At 61.6% G+C, this 20,269-nt stretch carries 17 protein-coding genes; 12 read left to right on the top strand and 5 right to left on the bottom strand.

Annotation, left to right across the window (positions count from 1 at the left end; genetic code table 11):
* Positions 1-4: 4 nt before the first annotated feature.
* The 7 genes from ispG to FOT55_RS24220 all read left to right on the top strand — a co-directional run bounded on the left by ispG (position 5) and on the right by FOT55_RS24220 (position 7,404).
* Complete coding sequence (gene ispG, locus FOT55_RS24250; protein ID WP_016929756.1) at positions 5-1,126, top strand: flavodoxin-dependent (E)-4-hydroxy-3-methylbut-2-enyl-diphosphate synthase; 1,122 nt, start codon at positions 5-7, stop codon at positions 1,124-1,126.
* Positions 1,127-1,265: 139 nt separating this feature from the next.
* Positions 1,266-2,540, top strand: coding sequence for a histidine--tRNA ligase (gene hisS, locus FOT55_RS24245; protein WP_147824134.1), 1,275 nt, complete (start codon positions 1,266-1,268; stop codon positions 2,538-2,540).
* Positions 2,541-2,553: 13 nt separating this feature from the next.
* Positions 2,554-3,174 carry a YfgM family protein gene (locus FOT55_RS24240; RefSeq protein WP_049204897.1) on the top strand — a complete coding sequence of 207 codons (621 nt, stop codon included), beginning with the start codon at positions 2,554-2,556 and terminating at the stop codon, positions 3,172-3,174.
* An 11-nt stretch (positions 3,175-3,185) separates the two neighbouring features.
* Entirely contained in the window at positions 3,186-4,367 is a 1,182-nt protein-coding gene (gene bamB / locus FOT55_RS24235) for an outer membrane protein assembly factor BamB (RefSeq protein ID WP_025303907.1), read from the top strand.
* 255 nt (positions 4,368-4,622) lie between these two features.
* On the top strand, positions 4,623-6,113 hold the full coding sequence (gene der, locus FOT55_RS24230) for a ribosome biogenesis GTPase Der (RefSeq protein ID WP_004941442.1): 1,491 nt from the start codon (positions 4,623-4,625) through the stop codon (positions 6,111-6,113).
* A gap of 99 nt (positions 6,114-6,212) precedes the next feature.
* On the top strand, positions 6,213-7,169 hold the full coding sequence (locus FOT55_RS24225; protein ID WP_033648913.1) for an AEC family transporter: 957 nt from the start codon (positions 6,213-6,215) through the stop codon (positions 7,167-7,169).
* A gap of 13 nt (positions 7,170-7,182) precedes the next feature.
* A complete protein-coding gene (locus FOT55_RS24220) occupies positions 7,183-7,404 on the top strand; it encodes a zinc ribbon domain-containing protein (RefSeq protein ID WP_049296119.1) in 222 nt (73 codons plus the stop codon).
* Between the two features lie 4 nt (positions 7,405-7,408).
* On the opposite strand, the gene FOT55_RS24215 is transcribed toward FOT55_RS24220, so the two are convergent.
* The 3 genes from FOT55_RS24215 to FOT55_RS24205 form a co-directional block, all read right to left on the bottom strand.
* A complete protein-coding gene (locus tag FOT55_RS24215) occupies positions 7,409-7,750 on the bottom strand; it encodes a protealysin inhibitor emfourin (RefSeq protein ID WP_016929750.1) in 342 nt (113 codons plus the stop codon).
* Positions 7,750-8,775 carry a M4 family metallopeptidase gene (locus FOT55_RS24210; RefSeq protein ID WP_147824133.1) on the bottom strand — a complete coding sequence of 342 codons (1,026 nt, stop codon included), beginning with the start codon at positions 8,773-8,775 and terminating at the stop codon, positions 7,750-7,752. The genes FOT55_RS24215 and FOT55_RS24210 overlap by 1 nt, the downstream gene beginning before the upstream one ends.
* A 62-nt stretch (positions 8,776-8,837) precedes the next feature.
* On the bottom strand, positions 8,838-9,920 hold the full coding sequence (locus FOT55_RS24205; RefSeq protein ID WP_147824132.1) for a LacI family DNA-binding transcriptional regulator: 1,083 nt from the start codon (positions 9,918-9,920) through the stop codon (positions 8,838-8,840).
* 359 nt (positions 9,921-10,279) lie between these two features.
* Between FOT55_RS24205 and FOT55_RS24200 the strand changes: the two genes are divergently transcribed.
* Together FOT55_RS24200 and FOT55_RS24195 are read left to right on the top strand one after the other, a co-directional pair.
* Positions 10,280-11,590 (top strand): MFS transporter, encoded by a 1,311-nt coding sequence (locus FOT55_RS24200; protein WP_099816858.1) that lies wholly within the window; start codon positions 10,280-10,282, stop codon positions 11,588-11,590.
* A gap of 11 nt (positions 11,591-11,601) precedes the next feature.
* Positions 11,602-13,968: a glycoside hydrolase family 31 protein gene (locus tag FOT55_RS24195; protein ID WP_147824131.1), complete on the top strand. Its 2,367-nt coding sequence runs from the start codon at positions 11,602-11,604 to the stop codon at positions 13,966-13,968.
* A gap of 5 nt (positions 13,969-13,973) precedes the next feature.
* On the opposite strand, the gene xseA is transcribed toward FOT55_RS24195, so the two are convergent.
* Positions 13,974-15,350, bottom strand: a complete 1,377-nt coding sequence (xseA, locus tag FOT55_RS24190; protein ID WP_147824130.1) for an exodeoxyribonuclease VII large subunit — start codon at positions 15,348-15,350, stop codon at positions 13,974-13,976.
* A 170-nt stretch (positions 15,351-15,520) separates the two neighbouring features.
* Between xseA and guaB the strand changes: the two genes are divergently transcribed.
* Positions 15,521-16,984, top strand: a complete 1,464-nt coding sequence (guaB, locus tag FOT55_RS24180; RefSeq protein ID WP_038629838.1) for an IMP dehydrogenase — start codon at positions 15,521-15,523, stop codon at positions 16,982-16,984.
* A 102-nt stretch (positions 16,985-17,086) separates the two neighbouring features.
* Positions 17,087-18,664: a glutamine-hydrolyzing GMP synthase gene (guaA, locus tag FOT55_RS24175; RefSeq protein ID WP_025303899.1), complete on the top strand. Its 1,578-nt coding sequence runs from the start codon at positions 17,087-17,089 to the stop codon at positions 18,662-18,664.
* Positions 18,665-18,936: 272 nt separating this feature from the next.
* Here guaA and FOT55_RS24170 read toward each other — a convergent pair whose 3' ends face one another.
* Positions 18,937-19,299, bottom strand: a complete 363-nt coding sequence (locus tag FOT55_RS24170; RefSeq protein ID WP_025303895.1) for a winged helix-turn-helix transcriptional regulator — start codon at positions 19,297-19,299, stop codon at positions 18,937-18,939.
* 122 nt (positions 19,300-19,421) lie between these two features.
* Here FOT55_RS24170 and FOT55_RS24165 point away from each other — a divergent pair, with 122 nt between their 5' ends.
* Positions 19,422-20,255: an enoyl-CoA hydratase/isomerase family protein gene (locus tag FOT55_RS24165; protein WP_060434370.1), complete on the top strand. Its 834-nt coding sequence runs from the start codon at positions 19,422-19,424 to the stop codon at positions 20,253-20,255.
* Positions 20,256-20,269 lie beyond the last annotated feature (14 nt).

Genomic DNA, 20,269 nt, shown 5'->3' with positions numbered 1-20,269 from the left:
AGTAATGCATAACCAAGCGCCCATCAACCGTCGAAAATCTACACGCATTTACGTCGGCAAGGTGCCTATTGGTGATGGCGCGCCGATTGCCGTGCAGTCGATGACCAACACCCGTACCACCGATGTTGAAGCAACGGTTAATCAGATCAAAGCGCTGGAGCGCGTGGGCGTCGACATCGTCCGCGTTTCGGTTCCTACCATGGACGCCGCCGAGGCGTTCAAACTGATCAAGCAGCAGGTCAACGTGCCGCTGGTCGCCGATATCCACTTCGATTATCGCATCGCGCTGCAGGTTGCCGAATATGGCGTAGACTGCCTGCGCATCAACCCGGGCAACATCGGCAACGAATCGCGCATTCGCTCGGTGGTGGACTGCGCCCGCGACAAGAACATCCCGATTCGCATCGGCGTCAACGGCGGCTCGCTGGAGAAAGACCTGCAGGAAAAGTACGGCGAACCTACGCCGGAAGCGCTGTTGGAATCCGCCATGCGCCACGTGGACATCCTCGATCGTCTCAACTTCGACCAGTTCAAGGTCAGCGTCAAGGCGTCGGACGTGTTCCTGGCGGTGCAATCCTACCGTCTGCTGGCCTCGCGCATCGATCAGCCGCTGCATTTGGGCATCACCGAAGCCGGCGGCGCGCGCAGCGGGTCGGTCAAATCGGCCATCGGCCTGGGCATGCTGCTGTCTGAAGGCATCGGCGATACCCTGCGCATCTCGCTGGCGGCGGATCCGGTTGAAGAAGTGAAGGTCGGTTTCGACATTCTGAAGTCGCTGCGCATCCGCGCGCGCGGCATCAACTTCATCGCCTGCCCGACCTGTTCGCGTCAGGAGTTCGATGTGATTGGCACGGTGAACGCGCTGGAGCAGCGCCTGGAAGACATCATCACGCCGATGGACGTCTCGATCATCGGTTGCGTGGTGAATGGCCCGGGCGAAGCGCTGGTGTCCACCATGGGCGTGACCGGCGGCCACAAGAAGAGCGGCTTCTATGAAGACGGCGTGCGCCAGAAAGAGCGTTTCGACAACGAACAGATGATCGACCAGCTGGAAGCGAAAATTCGCGCCAAGGCCGCGATGATGGACGAAAGCAACCGCATCACGGTCAACCTGCTGGAAAAATAAGCGTTATCGCTACACGGCGGGCCAGTTGGCCCGCTTGTTTATGAGCCTAAAGGGCAGAAAACCGCATCCGCGTTGAATACCGGGCGGCAAAGTCCCTATAATCGGGTTCATTTTTACAGACAACGGACAGAGAACTCACGTGGCAAAGAACATTCAAGCCATTCGCGGCATGAACGACTACCTGCCGGAAGAAACGGCATTATGGCAGCGTATTGAAGGCACCCTCAAGCAGGTGCTGGGCGGCTACGGTTACAGCGAAATCCGGTTGCCGATTGTAGAGCAGACCCCGTTATTCAAACGCGCGATCGGCGAAGTGACCGACGTCGTGGAAAAAGAGATGTATACCTTCGAAGACCGCAACGGCGAAAGCCTGACGCTGCGTCCGGAAGGGACGGCCGGCTGCGTGCGCGCCGGCATCGAACATGGTCTGCTGTACAATCAGGAACAGCGTCTGTGGTACATCGGCCCGATGTTCCGCTACGAGCGCCCGCAGAAGGGCCGCTATCGCCAGTTCCATCAGCTGGGCGCAGAAGTGTTCGGCCTGCAAGGCCCGGATATCGACGCCGAGTTGATCCTGCTGACCGCCCGCTGGTGGAAAGCGCTGGGCATCGCCGAGCACGTCAAGCTGGAGCTGAACTCGATCGGTTCGCTGGAAGCGCGCGCCAACTACCGCGACGCGCTGGTGGCGTTCCTGGAGCAGCACGTCGAGGTGCTGGACGAAGACTGCAAACGCCGCATGTACAGCAACCCGCTGCGCGTGCTGGACTCCAAGAATCCTGAGGTGCAGGCGCTGCTGAACGACGCGCCGCGCCTGTCCGAGTACCTGGATGAAGAAGCCCGTGCTCACTTCGCCGGTCTGTGTGAACTTTTGGCGCAGGCAGGTATCCCATATACCGTTAACGAGCGCCTGGTGCGCGGTCTGGATTACTATAACCGCACCGTGTTTGAGTGGGTGACCACCAGCCTGGGCGCGCAGGGCACCGTCTGCGCGGGCGGCCGTTACGACGGCCTGGTCGAGCAATTGGGCGGCCGCGCCACCCCGGCGGTCGGTTTCGCCATGGGCCTCGAGCGTCTGGTGTTGCTGGTGCAGGCGGTTAACCCGGAATTCAAGGCGCCGTCGGCTATCGACGTGTACGTCATCTCTTCCGGCGCGGGCACCCAGAGCGCGGCAATGCAGCTGGCTGAACAGGTGCGCGACGCGGCGCCGCAGCTGAAGCTGATGACCAATTACGGCGGCGGCAACTTCAAGAAGCAGATCACCCGTGCGGACAAATGGGGCGCGCGCATCGCGCTGATCCTGGGTGAGAGCGAAGTGGCGGCGCAGCAGGTGGTGGTGAAAGACCTGCGCAGTGGTGAACAAGAAACGCTGGCGCAAAGCGAAGTCGCGGCGCGTCTGGCTTTGATGTTAGGTTAAGGAGAAGGACACCGTGGAAGTCTATACCACTGAAAACGAACAAGTCGACGCACTGCGTCGGTTCTTTGCCGAGAACGGCAAAGCGCTGGCGGTGGGCGTGGTGCTCGGAATTGGTGCCCTGGTTGGCTGGCGTTACTGGCAGAGCCATGAAAACTCCAACATGATGGCGGCATCGCAATCCTATCAGGAAGCCAGCGATCGTCTGGCGGCCGGCAAGCCGGATGACGTGGCTGCCGCAGAGAAATTTGTCCAGGCTAACGGCAACAGCTACGGCGTACTGGCCGCGCTGCAGTTGGCCAAGCACTTTGTCGAACAGAATGATTTCGCCAAGGCGGAACAGCAGCTGGTGCTGGCGCAGGGCCAGACCAAAGACGACAACCTGTTGGCGATGATCGACCTGCGTCTGGCGCGCGTCCAGCTGCAGGAGAAAAAGCTGGATGAAGCGCTGAAAACGCTGGATGGCGTGAAAGGCGAAGGCTGGGCGGCGATGATGCAGGATGTGCGCGGCGATGTATTGCTGGCCAAGGGCGACGCCAAGGGCGCGCGCGAAGCTTACAGCAAAGGCATTGAGTCCAATGCTTCTCAGGCGCTGCAGGTTCTGCTGCGCATGAAATTGAATAACTTGTCCAGCTAAGGGGAATTCCCATGCAATTGCGTAAAACACTCTTGGTCGGACTGGTTTCCGCTGCCTTGCTGAGTGGTTGCTCGCTGTTTAACAGCGAAGAAGACGTGGTTACCATGTCGCCGTTGCCGAAAGTTGAAAATCAGTTCACGCCGAGCAAGGCGTGGAGCACCTCGGTGGGCGACGGCATCGGTGAGTATTACTCCCACCTGCGTCCGGCCTACCAGGACAGCACCATTTACGCCGCCGATCGCTTTGGTATCGTGAAAGCGATGGATGCCGACAGCGGCAACGAGAAGTGGAAGGTCAACCTCTCCGAGAAGACCGGCTTCTTCTCCAGCAACCTGTCTGCGCTGCTGTCGGGCGGCCTGACGGTTGCGGGCGACAAGGTTTACGTCGGCAGCGAAAAAGCGGTGGTTTACGCATTGAACACCGCCGACGGCGCCATCGCCTGGCAGACCAAAGTGGCCGGCGAAGCGATTTCACGTCCGGTTATCAGCGACGGCATGGTGTTGGTGCACACCTCCAACGGCATGCTGCAGGCGCTGAACGAAGCCGACGGCGCGGTGAAGTGGACGGTTAACCTGGACATGCCTTCGCTGTCGCTGCGCGGTGAATCCGCCCCGGCCGTCGCCTTTGGCGCCGCCATCGTCGGCGGTGACAACGGCCGCGTCAGCGCCGTGCTGATGCAGCAGGGCCAACTGATCTGGCAACAGCGCATTTCTCAGCCGAGCGGCGCGACCGAAATCGATCGCCTGAACGACGTGGACACCACGCCGGTAATCGTTGACGGCGTGGTCTACGCGCTGGGTTACAACGGCAACCTGACGGCGCTGGATCTGCGTTCCGGTCAGATCATCTGGAAACGCGAGCTGGGTTCGGTGAATGATTTCATCGTCGACGCGGGCCGCATCTACCTGATCGACCAGAACGATCGCGTGGTGGCGCTCAGCACCGAAGGCGGCGTGACCGTGTGGACGCAAAGCGATCTGCTGCACCGCAACCTGACGCCGCCGGTGATGTATAATGGTTATCTGGTGACCGGTGACGCCGAAGGCTATCTGCACTGGGTCAACACCACCGATGGCCGTTTTGTCGCCCAGCAGGAAGTGGACAGCTCCGGCTTCCTGTCTGCGCCGATGGTGGCCGGCGACAAGCTGGTCATCCAGGCTCGCGGCGGGAAAGTTTACGCTTTCACCCGCTAACGCCGCTCGTCGTGATCCTTCTTGCGCCCGAAAGATTTCGGGTTGCAGCCAGGCGGCAAGCGCATGAGTCCTCGGGAGCTTAGTGAGCTAAGTGACCGAGGCGAAGGTGCGCAGACAACGCCGCTGTGGCGCGAAAGATGAAGGGGAAAACGGCTCCTGAATGTTCAGGGGCCGTTTCGTATTTTATAAGCTGCACCGCTGGTGTCTATCCACAGTGCAGTAACGCATTGATTATTAAGTAATGAGGCTTCAACAATGATACCTGTCGTCGCGCTGGTCGGGCGCCCGAATGTGGGTAAATCCACCTTGTTCAACCGTTTAACCCATACGCGTGATGCGCTGGTGGCGGATTTCCCGGGGCTGACGCGTGACCGCAAGTATGGTCGTGCTGAAATCGAAGGCAATGAATTCATCATCGTCGATACCGGCGGTATCGACGGCACCGAAGACGGCGTCGAAACGCGCATGGCCGGTCAGTCGCTGCTGGCGATCGAAGAAGCGGACATCGTGCTGTTCATGGTCGACGCCCGCGCCGGCCTGATGCCGGCGGATCAGGGCATCGCCCAGCACCTGCGCAGCCGCCAAAAGGCGACCTTCCTGGTGGCCAACAAGACCGACGGCCTGGACCCGGACACCGCCACCGCCGATTTCTACTCGCTCGGCCTGGGTGAAGTGTTCGCTATCGCCGCTTCTCACGGCCGTGGCGTGACCCAGCTGATTGAACACGTGCTGGTGCCGTTCGTGCCGGAAAAACCGGAAGACGTCGAGCTGACCGAGGAAGAGGCCAATGCCGCTTACTGGGCCGAGCAAAACGGTGAAACGCTGGAAGGCGAAGAAGACGAAGAGCCGGAAGAAGCGTTCAACCCGCAGGATCTGCCGATCAAACTGGCGATCGTCGGCCGCCCGAACGTTGGTAAGTCTACGCTGACTAACCGCATCCTCGGCGAGGAGCGCGTGGTGGTGTATGACATGCCGGGCACCACCCGTGACAGCATCTACATTCCGATGGTGCGCGACGAACGCGAATATGTGCTGATCGACACCGCCGGGGTGCGTAAACGCGGCAAGGTGACTGAAACCGTCGAGAAGTTCTCGGTGATCAAGACCCTGCAGGCGATTGAAGACGCCAACGTGGTGCTGCTGGTGATCGACGCGCGTGAAGGCATCTCCGATCAGGATCTCTCGCTGCTCGGCTTTATCCTCAACAGTGGGCGCTCACTGGTTATTGCGGTCAACAAGTGGGACGGCATGAGCGAAGAAGATCGCGAGCACGTGAAAGAGATGCTCGACCTGCGTCTGGGCTTCGTCGACTTCGCGCGCGTGCACTTTATTTCCGCCCTGCACGGCAGCGGTGTCGGCAACCTGTTCGAATCGGTACAGGAAGCGTACGAGTGCGCAACCCGCCGCGTAAACACCTCGATGCTGACCAAAATCATGCAGATGGCGGTTGACGATCACCAGCCGCCGTTGGTGCGCGGCCGCCGCGTGAAGCTGAAATATGCCCACGCCGGCGGTTATAACCCGCCGATCGTGGTGATCCACGGCAACCAGGTCAGCGATCTGGCCGATTCGTACAAGCGCTATCTGATGAACTACTTCCGCCGCTCGCTGAACGTGATGGGGACGCCGATCCGCATCCAGTTCAAAGAGGGTGACAACCCGTTCGCCGGCAAACGCAACCTGCTGACGCCGACCCAGATGCGTAAGCGCAAGCGCCTGATGAGCCACCTGAAAAAGAGCAAGTAATTGCTCATGAGGGGCGCGGCAGTGATGCCGCGCCCCTTTTTTATTGGCCCGAAATCGTTTTATTATCTGAAGATTACCTCGCCTGCCTGAAGGAACACCATGTCCTGGGAAACCTGGAGTTTTGCGTTTAACGTCACCGTGCCGAATCTGCTGATGATGCTGCTGGGGATCCTGCTGCGCCATTGGCGCCTGATGGATGACCGTTTCGTCGACGGCGCGACCCGCCTGGTGTTCAATCTGGCGCTGCCGTGCCTGCTGTTTTTCAGCATCGCCACCAACCACCCGCAGCTGCTCGGCAACCTGCCGCTGGTGCTGTTCGGCGCGGTCGGCACGCTGGCGACCTTCCTGCTCTTGGAGCTGGCGGCCAAGTGGCTGGTGAAAGAACCGCGTGAGCGCGGGGTGTTCGTGCAGGGCGGTTTCCGCGCCAATACCGCCATCGTCGGCCTGGCCTACGCCATGACCGCCTATGGCAGCGAAGGGATTGCGCTCGCCTCGCTGTACCTGACGGTGACGGTGATCCTGTTCAACATACTGTCGGTTATCACCCTCACGCGCAGCCTACAGGGTGGGCAGGGCAAGAAAATCAGCCACCTGTCGCTGCTGCGCAGCATCGTTACCAACCCGCTGATCATCGGCCTGGTGTGCGGGCTGCTGTATGCGCAAACCGGGCTGGGCATCCCGACCGTGATCCGCCAGACCGGCAGCTATATCTCCGCGCTGTCGCTGCCGCTGGCACTGCTGTGCACCGGCGCCAGCCTGGATTTTCGCGCCATGTTCCGCTCGTCCAACGTGGCGGCGCTGTCGTCGGCGGCCAAGCTGTTTCTGGTGCCGTGCCTGATGACGCTGGCCGGCTGGCTGTGCGGGTTTCAGGGTGCGGCGCTGGGCATTATCTTCCTGTTTTCCGCCACGCCGACCGCTTCGGGCAGCTATGTGATGACGCGCGCCATGGGCGGCAACGCCACGCTGGCGGCCAACATTATCGCTATCACCACCGTCGGGTCGTTCTTCACCACCGCGTTGGGGATCTATTTCTTGCGCTCATGGGGCGCGATTTAACCTGGGAGCCGTTATGGATGCGCATTGTCCGCACTGTCGTCAAACCATGAAGTGGGTAGCGGGTCATTACCATTGTGAAGCCTGCCTCTGCGATTATCGGCAGCTGGCGAGCTGCCCGGAGTGCGGGCAGCCGCTGCAAGAATTGAAAGCCTGCGGGGCGGTGGATTACCTGTGCCAGAACGGGCACGGGCTGATCTCCAAAAAACGGGTGAATTTCAGCTATCAGCCGCTGTAAGCCCTCACTCATCCACCTGGCCGGTTTTCCACAAATCCACCAGCGCCTGCGGCGCGCTGCTTTCCGGGATTAACAGCACGATCTCGGTGCTCAGGGTGGGGCTGGTGTAGTTGATCTGTACGCGGTAGTAGCGCTGGTCGCCGCAGCCGGGGGAGTTGGGTTGGCCCTCTTCCTGGGCGTACGGCAGTGTCTGATTCAGCAACTGATTCAGGCGCTGCCGTTGCTCCGGCGTGATATCGGCCAGCGCAATGCGGCGCTGGCCCGCCAGTTTGGGAATGTAGGCGAAGCCTCCCTCGCGCGCCAGCTCAATGACCGTATCCTGATTGAGCGTCGGCAGCGGTTTCATTACTCCACCCCCACCTGATGCCAGGCCTGTTGCACCTTGTCCGCCACGCTCTGGTCGAAACGCGCTAGCGCATGTTTCACCGTGGCGCGGGCGAAGGTGGCGAAGTCGGCGTTTTGCGGCAGCGCTTTGTCGCACACCGTGTCATACCAGACGTAGCCGGCTTTTTCCCAAGCGAAGCCGCCCAGCGCGGTTGCCGCCAGGTAGAACGCGCGGTTGGGAATGCCGGAGTTGAGATGCACGCCGCCGTTGTCTTCCTTGGTCTGGATATAATCCTTCATGCCGGCGGGCTGCGGGTCTTTGCCCAGCAGCGGATCGTCGTAGGCGGTGCCGGGTGCCGACATCGAGCGCAGCCCTTGGCCTTTGATGCCCTTGGCGAGCAGCCCGGCGCCGATCAGCCAGTCGGCTTTATCGGCGGTTTGCTGCAGGTGGAACTGCTTGACCAGCGAACCGAACACGTCGGACAGCGACTCATTGAGCGCCCCGGACTGCTGGTAGTAGATCAGCCCGGCTTCGCTCTCGGTCACGCCGTGCGCCAGCTCGTGGCCGACCACGTCGATGGCGATGGTGAAACGGTTGAAGATCTCGCCGTCGCCGTCGCCGAACACCATCTGCTGGCCGTTCCAGAAGGCGTTTTGGTACTCCTTGCCGTAGTGTACGCTACCGACCAGCGGCAGCCCCTGGTTATCCAGTGAGTTGCGGCGGTAGGCCTGCCAGAAGAAATCGTAGGTGACGCCGAGGTAGTCGTAGGCTTCGTCCACCGCCACATCGTGGTTGCTGGGCTGGCCCTCTTTGCGCACCTGTTTGCCAGGCAGTAGGGTGCCGTTCTGCGCGTCGTAGATATCGCGGAGCGCTTCGCCGGCTCGGGCGTTTTTTTCGGTCGGCGAACGCAGCGGCTTGTTGCCGAGCAGGCTTTGCACATGATTCAGGGTGTGCAGCGCGCAGTCGCGCTGCGGGGCGTTGCCGTGTTCAATGATGCGGCGCAGCATGTAGGGAGGAATGACGGAACGCATGCGCTGGGCTGGCATAGTGGCTCTCCTTAGGCAAAAATTTTACCTCATCGAATGAATGCACTGTGCCTAAGTGTAGCCTACTCGTCATAAAGCCTGTGGTCATGCGTGCTCACCGCCGGCGCGGTCTTGTGCGGGCTGACGCGCCGCACCGAGGCGCGTACCGCCAACCGGCCATGCAGCAGCAGGTTGCACGGCGGCGCGTCGGCGCGCAGCATGCGCCGCTGCAGCAGCTGGATCGCCTCGTAACCCAATTCGTCGCGCGGCACCTGCACCGAGGTCAGCGGCACATCGTGGATTTCCGCCAGGTTGAAGCCGTCGGTGCTCATCACCGAGACGTCGCCCGGCACGCTCAGCCCCCGCTTGTTGAGCGCCTTGACCGCCCCGACCGCCATGTAGTCGCCGCCGGCCAGGATCGCCGTCGGCAGCGGGGAGTGGCCGTGGAGGCCATCGAGATAGGTGGTCAGCGCCTGCTCGGCCTCTTCACTGCCGAAGCCGGAGGTGGTGACCAGATGGCGGCCATCGTCGAACGGCAAATGATGCCGGGCGTAGGCCTGCCGAATGCCCGCCAGCCGCAGCTCCATGGTGTGGCGGCGCAGACACTGCAGATTGAGGATATGGCTATGCCCCTGCTGAAACAGGTAGCTGGCGGAGTAGTCGCCGATCAGCTGATGATCCGGCGAGACGCTGTCCAGCCGCATCTGCCGATCGCTGCAGTTGATCAGCACGCAGGGCTTGTGCAGATCGGCGGCCAGGGTGTGGATATGCTCGTCGTCGATGCCGATGATCAGCGCCGCTTCGGTGTGCGGGTCGCTCATCTTTTCCAGAAACAGCGCGCCGTCGCTGTGTTGTTCTTCCAGCCCGCAGTAGCGGATGCGCACCTCGTGCTCCATCAGCGCGGCGGCGATACCCTGAATGACCTTGTAGTAGAAGATGTCGGTGCGCACGTCGAACGCGCGTTGCGGCGCGAATACCATCACGTTGTTCAGCATCAGCCGGCCGCTGGAAATGCCCTGCAGAATGCCATTTTGTTGCGCACAGTCCAACACCTTGCGGCGCGCCTCGGCGCTGGTGTTGGCCTTGCCGGCCAGCACGCGGGAAACGGTGCTGATCGACAGCCCGGTTTGGCGGGCGATCTCCTGGATTTTCAGCTTTCCGTTCATTTTGTGATCTCCTTCAAATTCGTCCATGAGAATATTTTCACTGCGCATTTTCAGCGTCTTGACCGGATTTAGCGGTCATTATGGCTATTTTTTCACCCGCCAGTGAAAATCTTTGCAAAAAACCCCGTTTCGCTGTGCGCTATCGCTGAGTAGTCTGCATTGGTACACCAATTTTAACGACCTGTCAGTCCAATTCTAACGGTGTGCGAAAAAGAAAACAAAAAATAAATCATGGGGTTGTGATTGTCTTTCGGCCAATGATACGGCGCCGACCCGCTTTCACCGTCCCGTGTTTGATAGCACAACGTACCCTACCAAAACGCGCGTCGCCGTAGCCGGCGGCCGCGGGGAGAGAACCGATGAGTGTGGAGATCAATCAGGCGGTCGCGCAGAGCGGCCGGCGCAAGTTCAAATCGCTGCGCTGGTGGATGCTGGCGCTGTTCTTGCTGGGCGTCACGGTCAACTACATCACCCGCAACTCGCTGGGCATTTTGGCGCCGGAGCTGAAAACCAGCCTGAACATGAGCACCGAGCAATATGCCTGGGTGGTGGCGTCGTTCCAGCTGGCCTACACGGTGTTTCAGCCGATCTGCGGCTGGCTGATCGACGTTATCGGCCTGAAGATGGGCTTTCTGATCTGCGCCGGCATTTGGGCGGTGGTATGCATGTTGCACGCCGGCGCCGGCAGCTGGCTGCAACTGGCCATTCTGCGCTTCTTCATGGGGGGCGCGGAGGCGGCGGCCACCCCGGCCAACGCCAAGGCGATCTCCGATTGGTTCCCGAAGAAGGAGCGGCCGATCGCTGCCGGCTGGGCGGGCGTCGGTTTCTCCATCGGCGCCATGCTGGCCCCGCCGATCATCGTCATCGCTCACGTCTCCTTCGGCTGGCAAGGCGCGTTCCTGTTCTCGGGCGGGCTGGCGCTGATCTGGGTCGTGCTGTGGTGGCTGTTCTACCACTCGCCGCAGCAGCACCCGAACCTCAGCCAGCAGGAGCTGGATCTGATCCGCGAAGACAACGAACCGGTACTGCCGAAGCTGCCATTTCTCACCTCGCTGGCCAGCCTGTGCAAGAACAAGAAATTCTACGGCATCGCCATCCCGGCTTTTCTCGCCGAGCCGGCCTGGGCGGTCTTCAGCTTCTGGGTGCCGCTGTACCTGGCCACCGAACGCGGCATGGATCTGAAGCAGATCGCGATGTTTGCCTGGCTGCCGTTCCTGGCGGCGGATATCGGCAGCGTCGCCAGCGGCTATCTCACCACTCTGTACCGCAAATGGTTCGGCTGCAGCCGCGTTAACTCGGTGGTCGCCAGCTCGGTGACCGGCGCTTTCCTGATGGTGTCGCTGGCGTTTGTCGCGATCACCCAAGATCCCTATGTGGCGATCGCGCTGATCTCGATCGGCGGGTTCGGCCATCAGGTGATCTCCTGCATGCTCAGCGCCCTGGTGGTGGAATCGTTCGATAAGAACCAAATGGCGACGGTCAACGGCATGCGCGGCTCCAGCGCCTGGATCGCCAGCTTCCTGTTCACGCTGCTGATCGGCGCGGTATCCGACACCCTCGGCTTCAACCCGCTGTTTATCGCGATGGGCTTCTTCGATTTGATCGGCGCCCTGTTCCTGATTGCCCTGATTGCCGAGCGCGGCGGTAAGAAAACCCCTTCACACAGCTAAGTGGAATATTTATGAAAACGTTGAAAAATTGGACGCTGGCGGCGCAGCATGCCGACCACGTCGAGTTGCTGGTCGATGAACGCCACCGTTTCTGCCTGTACGTGCTGGAAGACGGTCTGTTCCGCGTGTTGATCAAACGTGAGGGCGGGCTGGCGCTGGATCGCACTTGGAGCATTGCGCCGCAAGAGGATGTGCCCTGGGAGGGGCGCGATCGGCTCAGCGTCGCCGGTTTCAGCCTGCCGGGCTATCAGCTGCGTCGGGAGGGCGATCGGCTGGTGGTCAGCACGCCGCTGCTGCGCGTGACGGTGCATCAGCCGCTGTGGCTGGCGTGGGAGTATTGCAATGCCGCCGGCGAGTGGCGGCCGCTGGCGGCGGATCGGCCGACCAGCGCCTACTTGCTCAATGCGCACGGCGACGGCGTGGCGCACTACCAGCGGCGTTTTGCCGATGAGCGCTATTACGGCCTGGGGGAGAAGGCCGGCGATCTGGAACGCACCGGCCGCCGCTTTGAGATGCGCAATCTGGACGCCATGGGCTACAACGCCGCCAGCACCGATCCGCTGTACAAGCACATTCCGTTTACCATCACCCGTGGGCCGGAGGCGAGCTTCGGCCTGTTCTACGATAACCTGAGCAGCTGCTGGCTGGATCTGGGCAACGAGATAGACAACTACCACGCGGCCTACCGCCGCTATCAGGCCGAAGCGGGCGATCTGGATTACTACCTGTTCCTCGGGCCGAAGGTTTTGGACGTCACCAAGGCCTTCGTGCGCCTGACCGGCCGCACCCACTTCGGGCCGAAGTGGAGCCTGGGCTACAGCGGTTCGACCATGCACTACACCGACGCGCCGGACGCCCAGCAGCAGCTGCAGCAGTTCATCGCGCTGTGCCGCCAACACGCCATACCCTGTGACTCCTTCCAGCTGTCGTCGGGCTACACCTCGATCAACAACAAGCGCTACGTGTTCAACTGGAACTACGACAAGGTGCCGCAGCCCAAGCTGCTCAGCCAGGCGTTTCACGACGCCGGCCTCAGGCTGGCGGCCAACATCAAGCCGTGCCTGCTGCAGGATCACCCGCAGTATCAGGCGGTGGCGGCGCAGGGGCTGTTTATCCGCGATTCGCAAAGCGACGCGCCGGAGCGCTCCAGCTTCTGGGACGACGAAGGATCGCACCTCGACTTCACTAACCCGGCGACGGTGCGCTGGTGGCAGCAGGGTGTCACGCAGCAGCTGCTGGAGATGGGCATCGATTCCACCTGGAATGACAACAACGAATACGAAGTGTGGGACGGCGAAGCGCGCTGCCACGGCTTCGGGCGGCCGATCGCCATCAAGCATATTCGCCCGGTGATGCCATTGCTGATGATGCGCGCCTCGATGGAGGTCCAGCAGCGCTTCGCGCCGCAGAAGCGGCCGTACCTGATCTCGCGCTCCGGCTGTGCCGGCATGCAGCGCTACGTGCAGACCTGGAGCGGCGACAACCGCACCAGCTGGCAGACGCTGCGCTACAACATCCGCATGGGGCTGGGCATGAGCCTGTCCGGGCTGTATAACCTCGGCCACGACGTCGGCGGCTTCTCCGGCGACAAACCGGACGCGGAGCTGCTGGTGCGCTGGGTGCAAAACGGCGTGATGCATCCGCGTTTCACTATCCACTCCTGGAACGACGACGCCACGGTCAACGAGCCCTGGATGTACTCGGCCGCCACCCCGGCGGTGCGCGAGGCGATCAATCTGCGTTACCGGCTGCTGCCGTATTTCTACACCCTGCTATGGCAGGCCTGCGCGGACGACGAGCCGATGCTGCGCCCGACCTTCCTCGATCACGAACAGGATGCGCGCACCTTTGGCGAGAACGACGATTTTCTGATTGGCCGCGATCTGCTGGTGGCCAGCGTGGTGGAACCGGCGCAGCGCCGGCGTTTGGTGTATTTGCCGGACAACGGCGAAGGCTGGTACTGCTTCTACAGCGGCCAGTGGTTCAGCGGCGGCCAGACGGTAACGCTGGCGGCGCCGCTGGAGCGTCTGCCGCTGCTGGTGCGTGCCGGGGCGGCGCTGCCGCTGTCGCAGCGGCTGGCGCATGTGGACGTGGCCGCCGACGATCGGCGCGAGCTGCGGCTGTTTCCGCTCAAGGGCTGCGGCGCAAGCCGTGGGCTGTTGTTTGAGGACGACGGTGAAAGCGACGGCTGGCGGCAGGGCGATGCGCTGTGGCTGCGCTGGGAAATGCGCTGCGACAATCAACGCATCATGCTGGATATCACGACGGAAGGGCGTTTCTGCCCGGCCTGGCGCACGCTGACGCTCAGCCTGCCGGAAGGTGAAACGCGCGCGCTGTGGGTGAACGGCGAACCGGGCGAGCGTTTTACGCTGGAGTAGGAGGGTTACTCGGCCGCGCGCTTCTTGCGCGGCTTTTTGGCGACGGTGATGGTTTTCACCTCGCTTTCCACCCAGCCATCCTGCAGGCGGGTTTTCAGCAGTTCGCCGACCTGCGCCTGCTTGGTGGTTTTCAGCAGCTCGCCGCGCGGAGTTTGCGTCACGCTGTAGCCGCGCGCCAGCGTCGCCAACGGGCTGACGGTTTCCAGTTGGCTGCAGGCCACGCCGAAGCGCTGGCGGTAGGCGTTGAGCTGCCGCTCCATCGCCTGCTGCAGACGGTATTCCTGCTGCTGTACGCGCTGTTGGTAGCGGTGAATGCGGCCCTGCGGCTGCACCTGCGCCAGCCGCTGCTGGACGCGTTCGCTGCGGCGGGCGGCCAGGCGCAGCTGCTGCTGCATGCCGTCTTCCATTCGGCGCTGCAGCTTGAACAGCAGCGTCTGCTGGCGCGCCAGGCGCAGATGCGGATGCTGCTGCTGTAAACGGTGGTGAATGCGGGTGAACTGCTGCTGGCGCTGCGCCAGATAGTAATCCATCGCCATCTCCAGCCGCTGCTGCTGCGACTGCAGCTGGCGCAACAGCTCAAGCTGATTGCGGCTGACCAGTTCGGCGGCGGCGGAAGGGGTCGGCGCGCGCAGATCGGCGACGAAGTCGGCGATGGTGACGTCGGTTTCATGGCCGACGGCGCTGACGATCGGAATGCGGCTGGCGAAGATCGCCCGCGCCACGCGTTCGTCGTTGAAGCTCCACAGATCCTCCAACGAACCGCCGCCGCGGCCGACGATCAGCACATCGCATTCGTCGCGGCGGTTGGCGGTCTCGATGGCGCGCACGATCTGCATCGGCGCTTCCGCGCCCTGCACCGAGGTGGGGTAGATGACGATCGGCAGCGACGGATCGCGCCGCTGCAAGACCTGCAGGATATCGTGCAGCGCCGCGCCGCTGGCGGAGGTGATCACCCCGATGCGTTTGGCCGGGGCGGGCAGCGGCTGCTTGAACTGCTGATCGAACAGCCCTTCGGCGCTCAGGCGCTGTTTCAGCTGCTCGAACTGTTGCTGCAGCAGGCCGTCGCCGGCGGGCTGCATGCTCTCGGCGATCAGCTGGTAGTCGCCGCGCGGTTCATACAGCGTGATGCTGGCGCGCACCAAGACCTGCTGGCCGTTTTGCGGCCGGAAGGTGACGCGGCGGTTGCTGTTGCGGAACATCGCGCAGCGCACCTGGGCGCGGTCGTCTTTCAGCGTGAAATACCAGTGGCCGGAGGCGGGCTGGGAGAGGTTGGAGATCTCGGCGGAGAGCCAAATCTGCCCCATTTCCCTTTCCAGCAGTTGGCGAACCGTCTGATTGAGGCGGCTTACGGTAAAAATGGAAGGCGAAACAGGTAGCGACATGTGACCCAGATCAAATTTCAAAACAATCACTTAATTGGTCGATACTACATGGCTGAAAAAGGTAATCAAGACTTTTTGTAAGAAAGTGCTGGAGGCAACCGATTCCGCTCTGTATAATGCCGCGGCAATATTTTATCTTTTTCACAGCCCACCCTGGTGAGATATTGCCCATGCTACGTATCGCTAAAGAAGCTCTGACGTTTGACGACGTCCTCCTGGTTCCAGCCCACTCCACGGTTCTGCCTAACACCGCAGAGCTCGGCACTCAACTGACCAAAACCATCCGCCTGAACATCCCTATGCTGTCCGCAGCCATGGATACCGTGACCGAATCCGGCCTGGCCATCGCGCTGGCGCAGGAAGGCGGCCTGGGCTTCATCCACAAAAACATGTCCATCGAGCGCCAGGCTGAAGAAGTCAGCCGCGTGAAGAAGCATGAAAGCGGCGTAGTTACCGACCCGCAGACCGTTACCCCGTCCACCACGCTGCAGGAAGTGAAAGAGCTAACCGCGCGCAACGGCTTCGCCGGTTACCCGGTCGTTACCGAAGACAACGAGCTGGTCGGCATCATCACCGGCCGTGACGTGCGCTTTGTGACCGATCTGTCTCAGCCGGTGACTGCGGTGATGACGCCGAAAGATCGCCTGGTCACCGTGAAAGAAGGTGAAGCGCGCGACGTGGTGCTGCAGAAGATGCACGAAAAGCGCGTAGAAAAAGCGCTGGTGGTGGACGACAGCTTCCACCTGCTGGGCATGATCACCGTTAAAGACTTCCAGAAAGCGGAACGTAAGCCGAACGCCTGTAAAGACGAGCACGGCCGTCTGCGCGTGGGCGCGGCGGTCGGCGCCGGCGCCGGCAACGAAGAGCGCGTTGACGCGCTGGTGGCGGCAGGCGTTGACGTCCTGCTGATCGACTCCTCGCACGGCCACTCCGAAGGCGTGTTGCAGCGCATCCGCGAAACTCGCGCCAAATACCCGGATCTGCAGATCGTCGGCGGCAACGTCGCGACCGCAGCGGGCGCCAAAGCGCTGGCTGAAGCCGGCGTGAGCGCGGTGAAAGTGGGTATCGGCCCTGGCTCCATCTGCACCACCCGCATCGTGACCGGCGTGGGCGTACCGCAGATCACCGCCATCGCCGACGCGGTGGAAGCGCTGGAAGGCACCGGCATTCCGGTTATCGCCGACGGCGGCATCCGCTTCTCCGGCGACATCGCCAAAGCGATCGCCGCGGGCGCATCCTGCGTGATGGTCGGCTCTATGCTGGCGGGCACCGAAGAATCCCCGGGCGAAATCGAGCTGTATCAGGGCCGTTCGTTCAAATCTTACCGCGGCATGGGCTCGCTGGGCGCGATGTCCAAAGGTTCTTCCGACCGTTACTTCCAGACCGATAACGCCGCCGACAAACTGGTGCCGGAAGGTATCGAAGGCCGCGTCGCCTATAAAGGCATGCTGAAAGCCATCGTGCACCAGCAGATGGGCGGCCTGCGCTCCTGCATGGGCCTGACCGGCTGCGCCACCATCGACGATCTGCGCACCAAGGCGGAGTTCGTGCGCATCAGCGGCGCCGGCATTCAGGAAAGCCACGTGCACGACGTGACCATCACCAAAGAGTCGCCGAACTACCGCATGGGCTGATGCCTTAACCTCTCCTGAGTGAGAGGCCGGGGTGGGGCGCCAAGCCCCATCCCGAAACACACATTTTCGCTCTTTTTCTCTTGTTGCTGGAATTCGCCTCACATGACACAAAATATCCATAAGCATCGCATCCTGATACTGGACTTCGGTTCGCAATACACTCAACTGGTCGCCCGCCGCGTGCGCGAAATCGGCGTTTACTGCGAACTGTGGGCCTGGGACGTTAGCGAAGAGCAGATCCGCGAATTCAACCCAAGCGGCATCATCCTGTCCGGCGGCCCGGAAAGCACCACCGAAGCCGGCAGCCCGCGCGCCCCTGACTACGTGTTCAACGCCGGCGTGCCGGTGCTGGGCGTGTGCTACGGCATGCAGACCATGGCGATGCAGCTGGGTGGCCATGTGCAGGGTTCCAACGAACGCGAGTTCGGCTACGCGCAGGTGGAAATCGTCAAAGAGAGCGCGCTGCTGCGCGACATCGAAGACGCTATCAGCCCGGCCGGCAAACCGCTGCTGGACGTGTGGATGAGCCACGGCGACAAAGTGACCGCGATCCCGTCCGACTTCGTGACCATCGCCAGCACCGATACCTGCCCGTTCGCTATTATGGCCAACGAAGAAAAACGCTTCTACGGCGTGCAGTTCCACCCGGAAGTGACCCACACCCGCCAGGGCCAGCGCATGCTGGAGCGCTTCGTACTGGACATCTGCCAGTGTGAAGCCCTGTGGACCCCGGCCACCATCATCGAAGATGCGGTCGAGCGCATCCGCGAGCAGGTGGGTGAAGACCACGTGATCCTCGGCCTGTCCGGCGGCGTCGACTCCTCCGTGACCGCGATGCTGCTGCACCGGGCCATCGGCAAACGCCTGACCTGCGTGTTCGTCGACAACGGCCTGCTGCGCCTGAACGAAGCCAAGCAGGTGATGGAAATGTTCGGCGACCACTTCGGCCTGAACATCGTGCACGTTGAGGCGGAAAACCGCTTCCTGACCGCACTGGCGGGCGTGGACGAGCCGGAAGCCAAGCGTAAAATCATCGGCCGTGTGTTCGTTGAAGTGTTCGACGAAGAAGCCTGCAAGCAAGAGCAGGTGAAATGGCTGGCACAGGGCACCATCTACCCGGACGTGATCGAATCCGCCGCTTCCGCCACCGGCAAAGCGCACGTGATCAAATCGCACCACAACGTGGGCGGCCTGCCGAAAGAGATGAAGCTGGGCCTGGTCGAGCCGCTGAAAGAGCTGTTCAAAGACGAAGTGCGCAAGATCGGCCTGGAGCTGGGCCTGCCGTACGACATGCTGTTCCGTCACCCGTTCCCGGGCCCGGGTCTGGGCGTGCGCGTGCTGGGCGAAGTGAAGAAAGAGTACTGCGATCTGCTGCGCCGCGCCGATGCCATCTTCATCGAAGAGCTGCACAAAGCCGACCTGTACAACAAAGTCAGCCAGGCGTTCACCGTGTTCCTGCCGGTGCGTTCGGTCGGCGTGATGGGCGACGGCCGCAAATACGACTGGGTGGTCTCCCTGCGTGCGGTAGAAACCATCGACTTCATGACCGCGCACTGGGCGCACCTGCCGTATGACTTCCTCGGCCGCGTCTCCAACCGCATCATCAACGAAGTGGATGGCATCTCCCGCGTGGTGTACGACATCAGCGGCAAGCCGCCGGCGACGATTGAGTGGGAGTGATTTGACACTTCCCGCAGCCTGTTCGTAACTAGGCCGAAGTGACTGAAACCCTCTGTTTTTACAGAGGGTTTTTCTTTATATGGCCAAATATTTTTTGCCTGATGCCAGCCATAAGTAAAGCCGAACATCGTTTGTGGTCTAAATATGGCCTATGTTCAGACCTTGGTATGATTGATAGCGCCAGGGGGCATGAAGAAAGTAGAGACCATCGGTTACGTTAAAAAGAGCGCGGCCACGCTCGATCTCTCTGAACCTATCTATGGGGAACCGCTTCACTCGCCTTGCTCATCATACTTGCGCTGGCACTCCTGAATCGCCTCAATATTCCCCAGCGTCCAGTCGAACAGTATCGAGAACGGCCCCTGCAGGGATTTGCCAAGCGGCGTCAGCGAATACTCGACGCCGAGCACTCGCCCATCCAACACTTTGCGATGCACCATGCCGTTGCGTTCCAGCTTGCGCAGCGTCTGGGTCAGCACGCGTTGCGTGACGCCATCCAAACGGCGCTTGATGGCGTTGAAGCGCTGCGGTTCACGCAGCACTTCCAGCACCATCATGGACCATTTATCGGCAATCTGATCGAGGACGATGCGGCTTGGGCAGTCGGCGCGGTAAACAAGGTCGGTCGTATCCATCGGTATCCTCCTGCATCCCTGGGATGCTTAAGGTGCGTAATTGACGCCAAGTATGCAAAGTATACCATTCGACACACGGCGTGAAAAACCCGCACTTGTACCCCAGGTAAAAGGACATTGAGATGACAGATACAGATTTCAGCAAGCTCAGGCTGTCTCATGCGCACGGCGTGATGACGATCGCTATCGATAACCCACCGGTAAACGTGCTTGATGTGGCGCTGATGTCGGAAATCAGCCGTTTATTGCTCGCGGTGCGTGACGATCCGGATACGCGGGTGTTGGTGTTCCAGAGCGCGAACCCAGCGTTCTTTATTGCTCACGTCGACATGACCTTGATCGATGAGCCGCACGCCTTCGACGAACTGGCGAGCAACGCGCCGGAGGGGCTAAATCCGTTCCAGGCGTTTGGCGAGCTGCTGCGTAGCCAGCCGCAGGTCACTCTCGTTAAGCTGGCCGGGCTGGCGCGCGGCGGTGGCGCCGAGTTTGTGGCGGCGGCCGATATGGCTTTCGCGGCACGGGAAGCGGCGGGGCTGGCCCAGTGCGAGGCCTTGATGGGCATTACGCCCGGCGGCGGTGCGACGCAGTATCTGACGAGCCGAATGACGCGCGGCCGCGCTCTGGAAGTGATCCTGGGCGCCGATCTCATCGATGCCGCTACCGCAGAACGCTACGGCTGGATTAACCGCGCCTTGCCTGCCGCCGAGCTGGATGATTTCGTCGAGCAGTTAGCGCGCAATATCGCGGCATTGCCTGCGGGGGTGATTGCGGCGGCCAAACAGGCGATGCCTGCACCGGATCTGCAGGCCGGTTTTTATCGCGAGCACGACGCCTGGGCGGGATTGTTCGCACGCCCGGCCGCGGAGCGGTTGATCCGCGGTGGGCTGAAAGCCGGTGCGCAAACCCCGGAGGGGGAGCGCAACCTTGAAGGCCTGCTGCGGCATCTTGCCCGCTAAGGCACCGCCTCGCG

Source organism: Serratia bockelmannii (genome assembly GCF_008011855.1).
GTDB lineage: Bacteria > Pseudomonadota > Gammaproteobacteria > Enterobacterales > Enterobacteriaceae > Serratia > Serratia bockelmannii.
This window is presented reverse-complemented; position numbering and strand designations above follow the sequence as displayed.

Excerpts from the sequence above, each read along its gene's own strand:
- FOT55_RS24225 (WP_033648913.1), top strand. The coding sequence starts at position 6,213 with ATGTCCTGGGAAACCTGGAGTTTTGCGTTTAACGTCACCGTGCCGAAT.
- xseA (WP_147824130.1), bottom strand. The coding sequence starts at position 15,350 with ATGTCGCTACCTGTTTCGCCTTCCATTTTTACCGTAAGCCGCCTCAAT.
- FOT55_RS24210 (WP_147824133.1), bottom strand. The coding sequence starts at position 8,775 with ATGCCAGCCCAGCGCATGCGTTCCGTCATTCCTCCCTACATGCTGCGC.
- FOT55_RS24165 (WP_060434370.1), top strand. The coding sequence starts at position 19,422 with ATGACAGATACAGATTTCAGCAAGCTCAGGCTGTCTCATGCGCACGGC.
- der (WP_004941442.1), top strand. The coding sequence starts at position 4,623 with ATGATACCTGTCGTCGCGCTGGTCGGGCGCCCGAATGTGGGTAAATCC.
- guaA (WP_025303899.1), top strand. The coding sequence starts at position 17,087 with ATGACACAAAATATCCATAAGCATCGCATCCTGATACTGGACTTCGGT.
- guaB (WP_038629838.1), top strand. The coding sequence starts at position 15,521 with ATGCTACGTATCGCTAAAGAAGCTCTGACGTTTGACGACGTCCTCCTG.
- FOT55_RS24205 (WP_147824132.1), bottom strand. The coding sequence starts at position 9,920 with ATGAACGGAAAGCTGAAAATCCAGGAGATCGCCCGCCAAACCGGGCTG.
- bamB (WP_025303907.1), top strand. The coding sequence starts at position 3,186 with ATGCAATTGCGTAAAACACTCTTGGTCGGACTGGTTTCCGCTGCCTTG.
- FOT55_RS24170 (WP_025303895.1), bottom strand. The coding sequence starts at position 19,299 with ATGGATACGACCGACCTTGTTTACCGCGCCGACTGCCCAAGCCGCATC.
- ispG (WP_016929756.1), top strand. The coding sequence starts at position 5 with ATGCATAACCAAGCGCCCATCAACCGTCGAAAATCTACACGCATTTAC.
- FOT55_RS24220 (WP_049296119.1), top strand. The coding sequence starts at position 7,183 with ATGGATGCGCATTGTCCGCACTGTCGTCAAACCATGAAGTGGGTAGCG.
- FOT55_RS24200 (WP_099816858.1), top strand. The coding sequence starts at position 10,280 with ATGAGTGTGGAGATCAATCAGGCGGTCGCGCAGAGCGGCCGGCGCAAG.
- FOT55_RS24195 (WP_147824131.1), top strand. The coding sequence starts at position 11,602 with ATGAAAACGTTGAAAAATTGGACGCTGGCGGCGCAGCATGCCGACCAC.
- FOT55_RS24215 (WP_016929750.1), bottom strand. The coding sequence starts at position 7,750 with ATGAAACCGCTGCCGACGCTCAATCAGGATACGGTCATTGAGCTGGCG.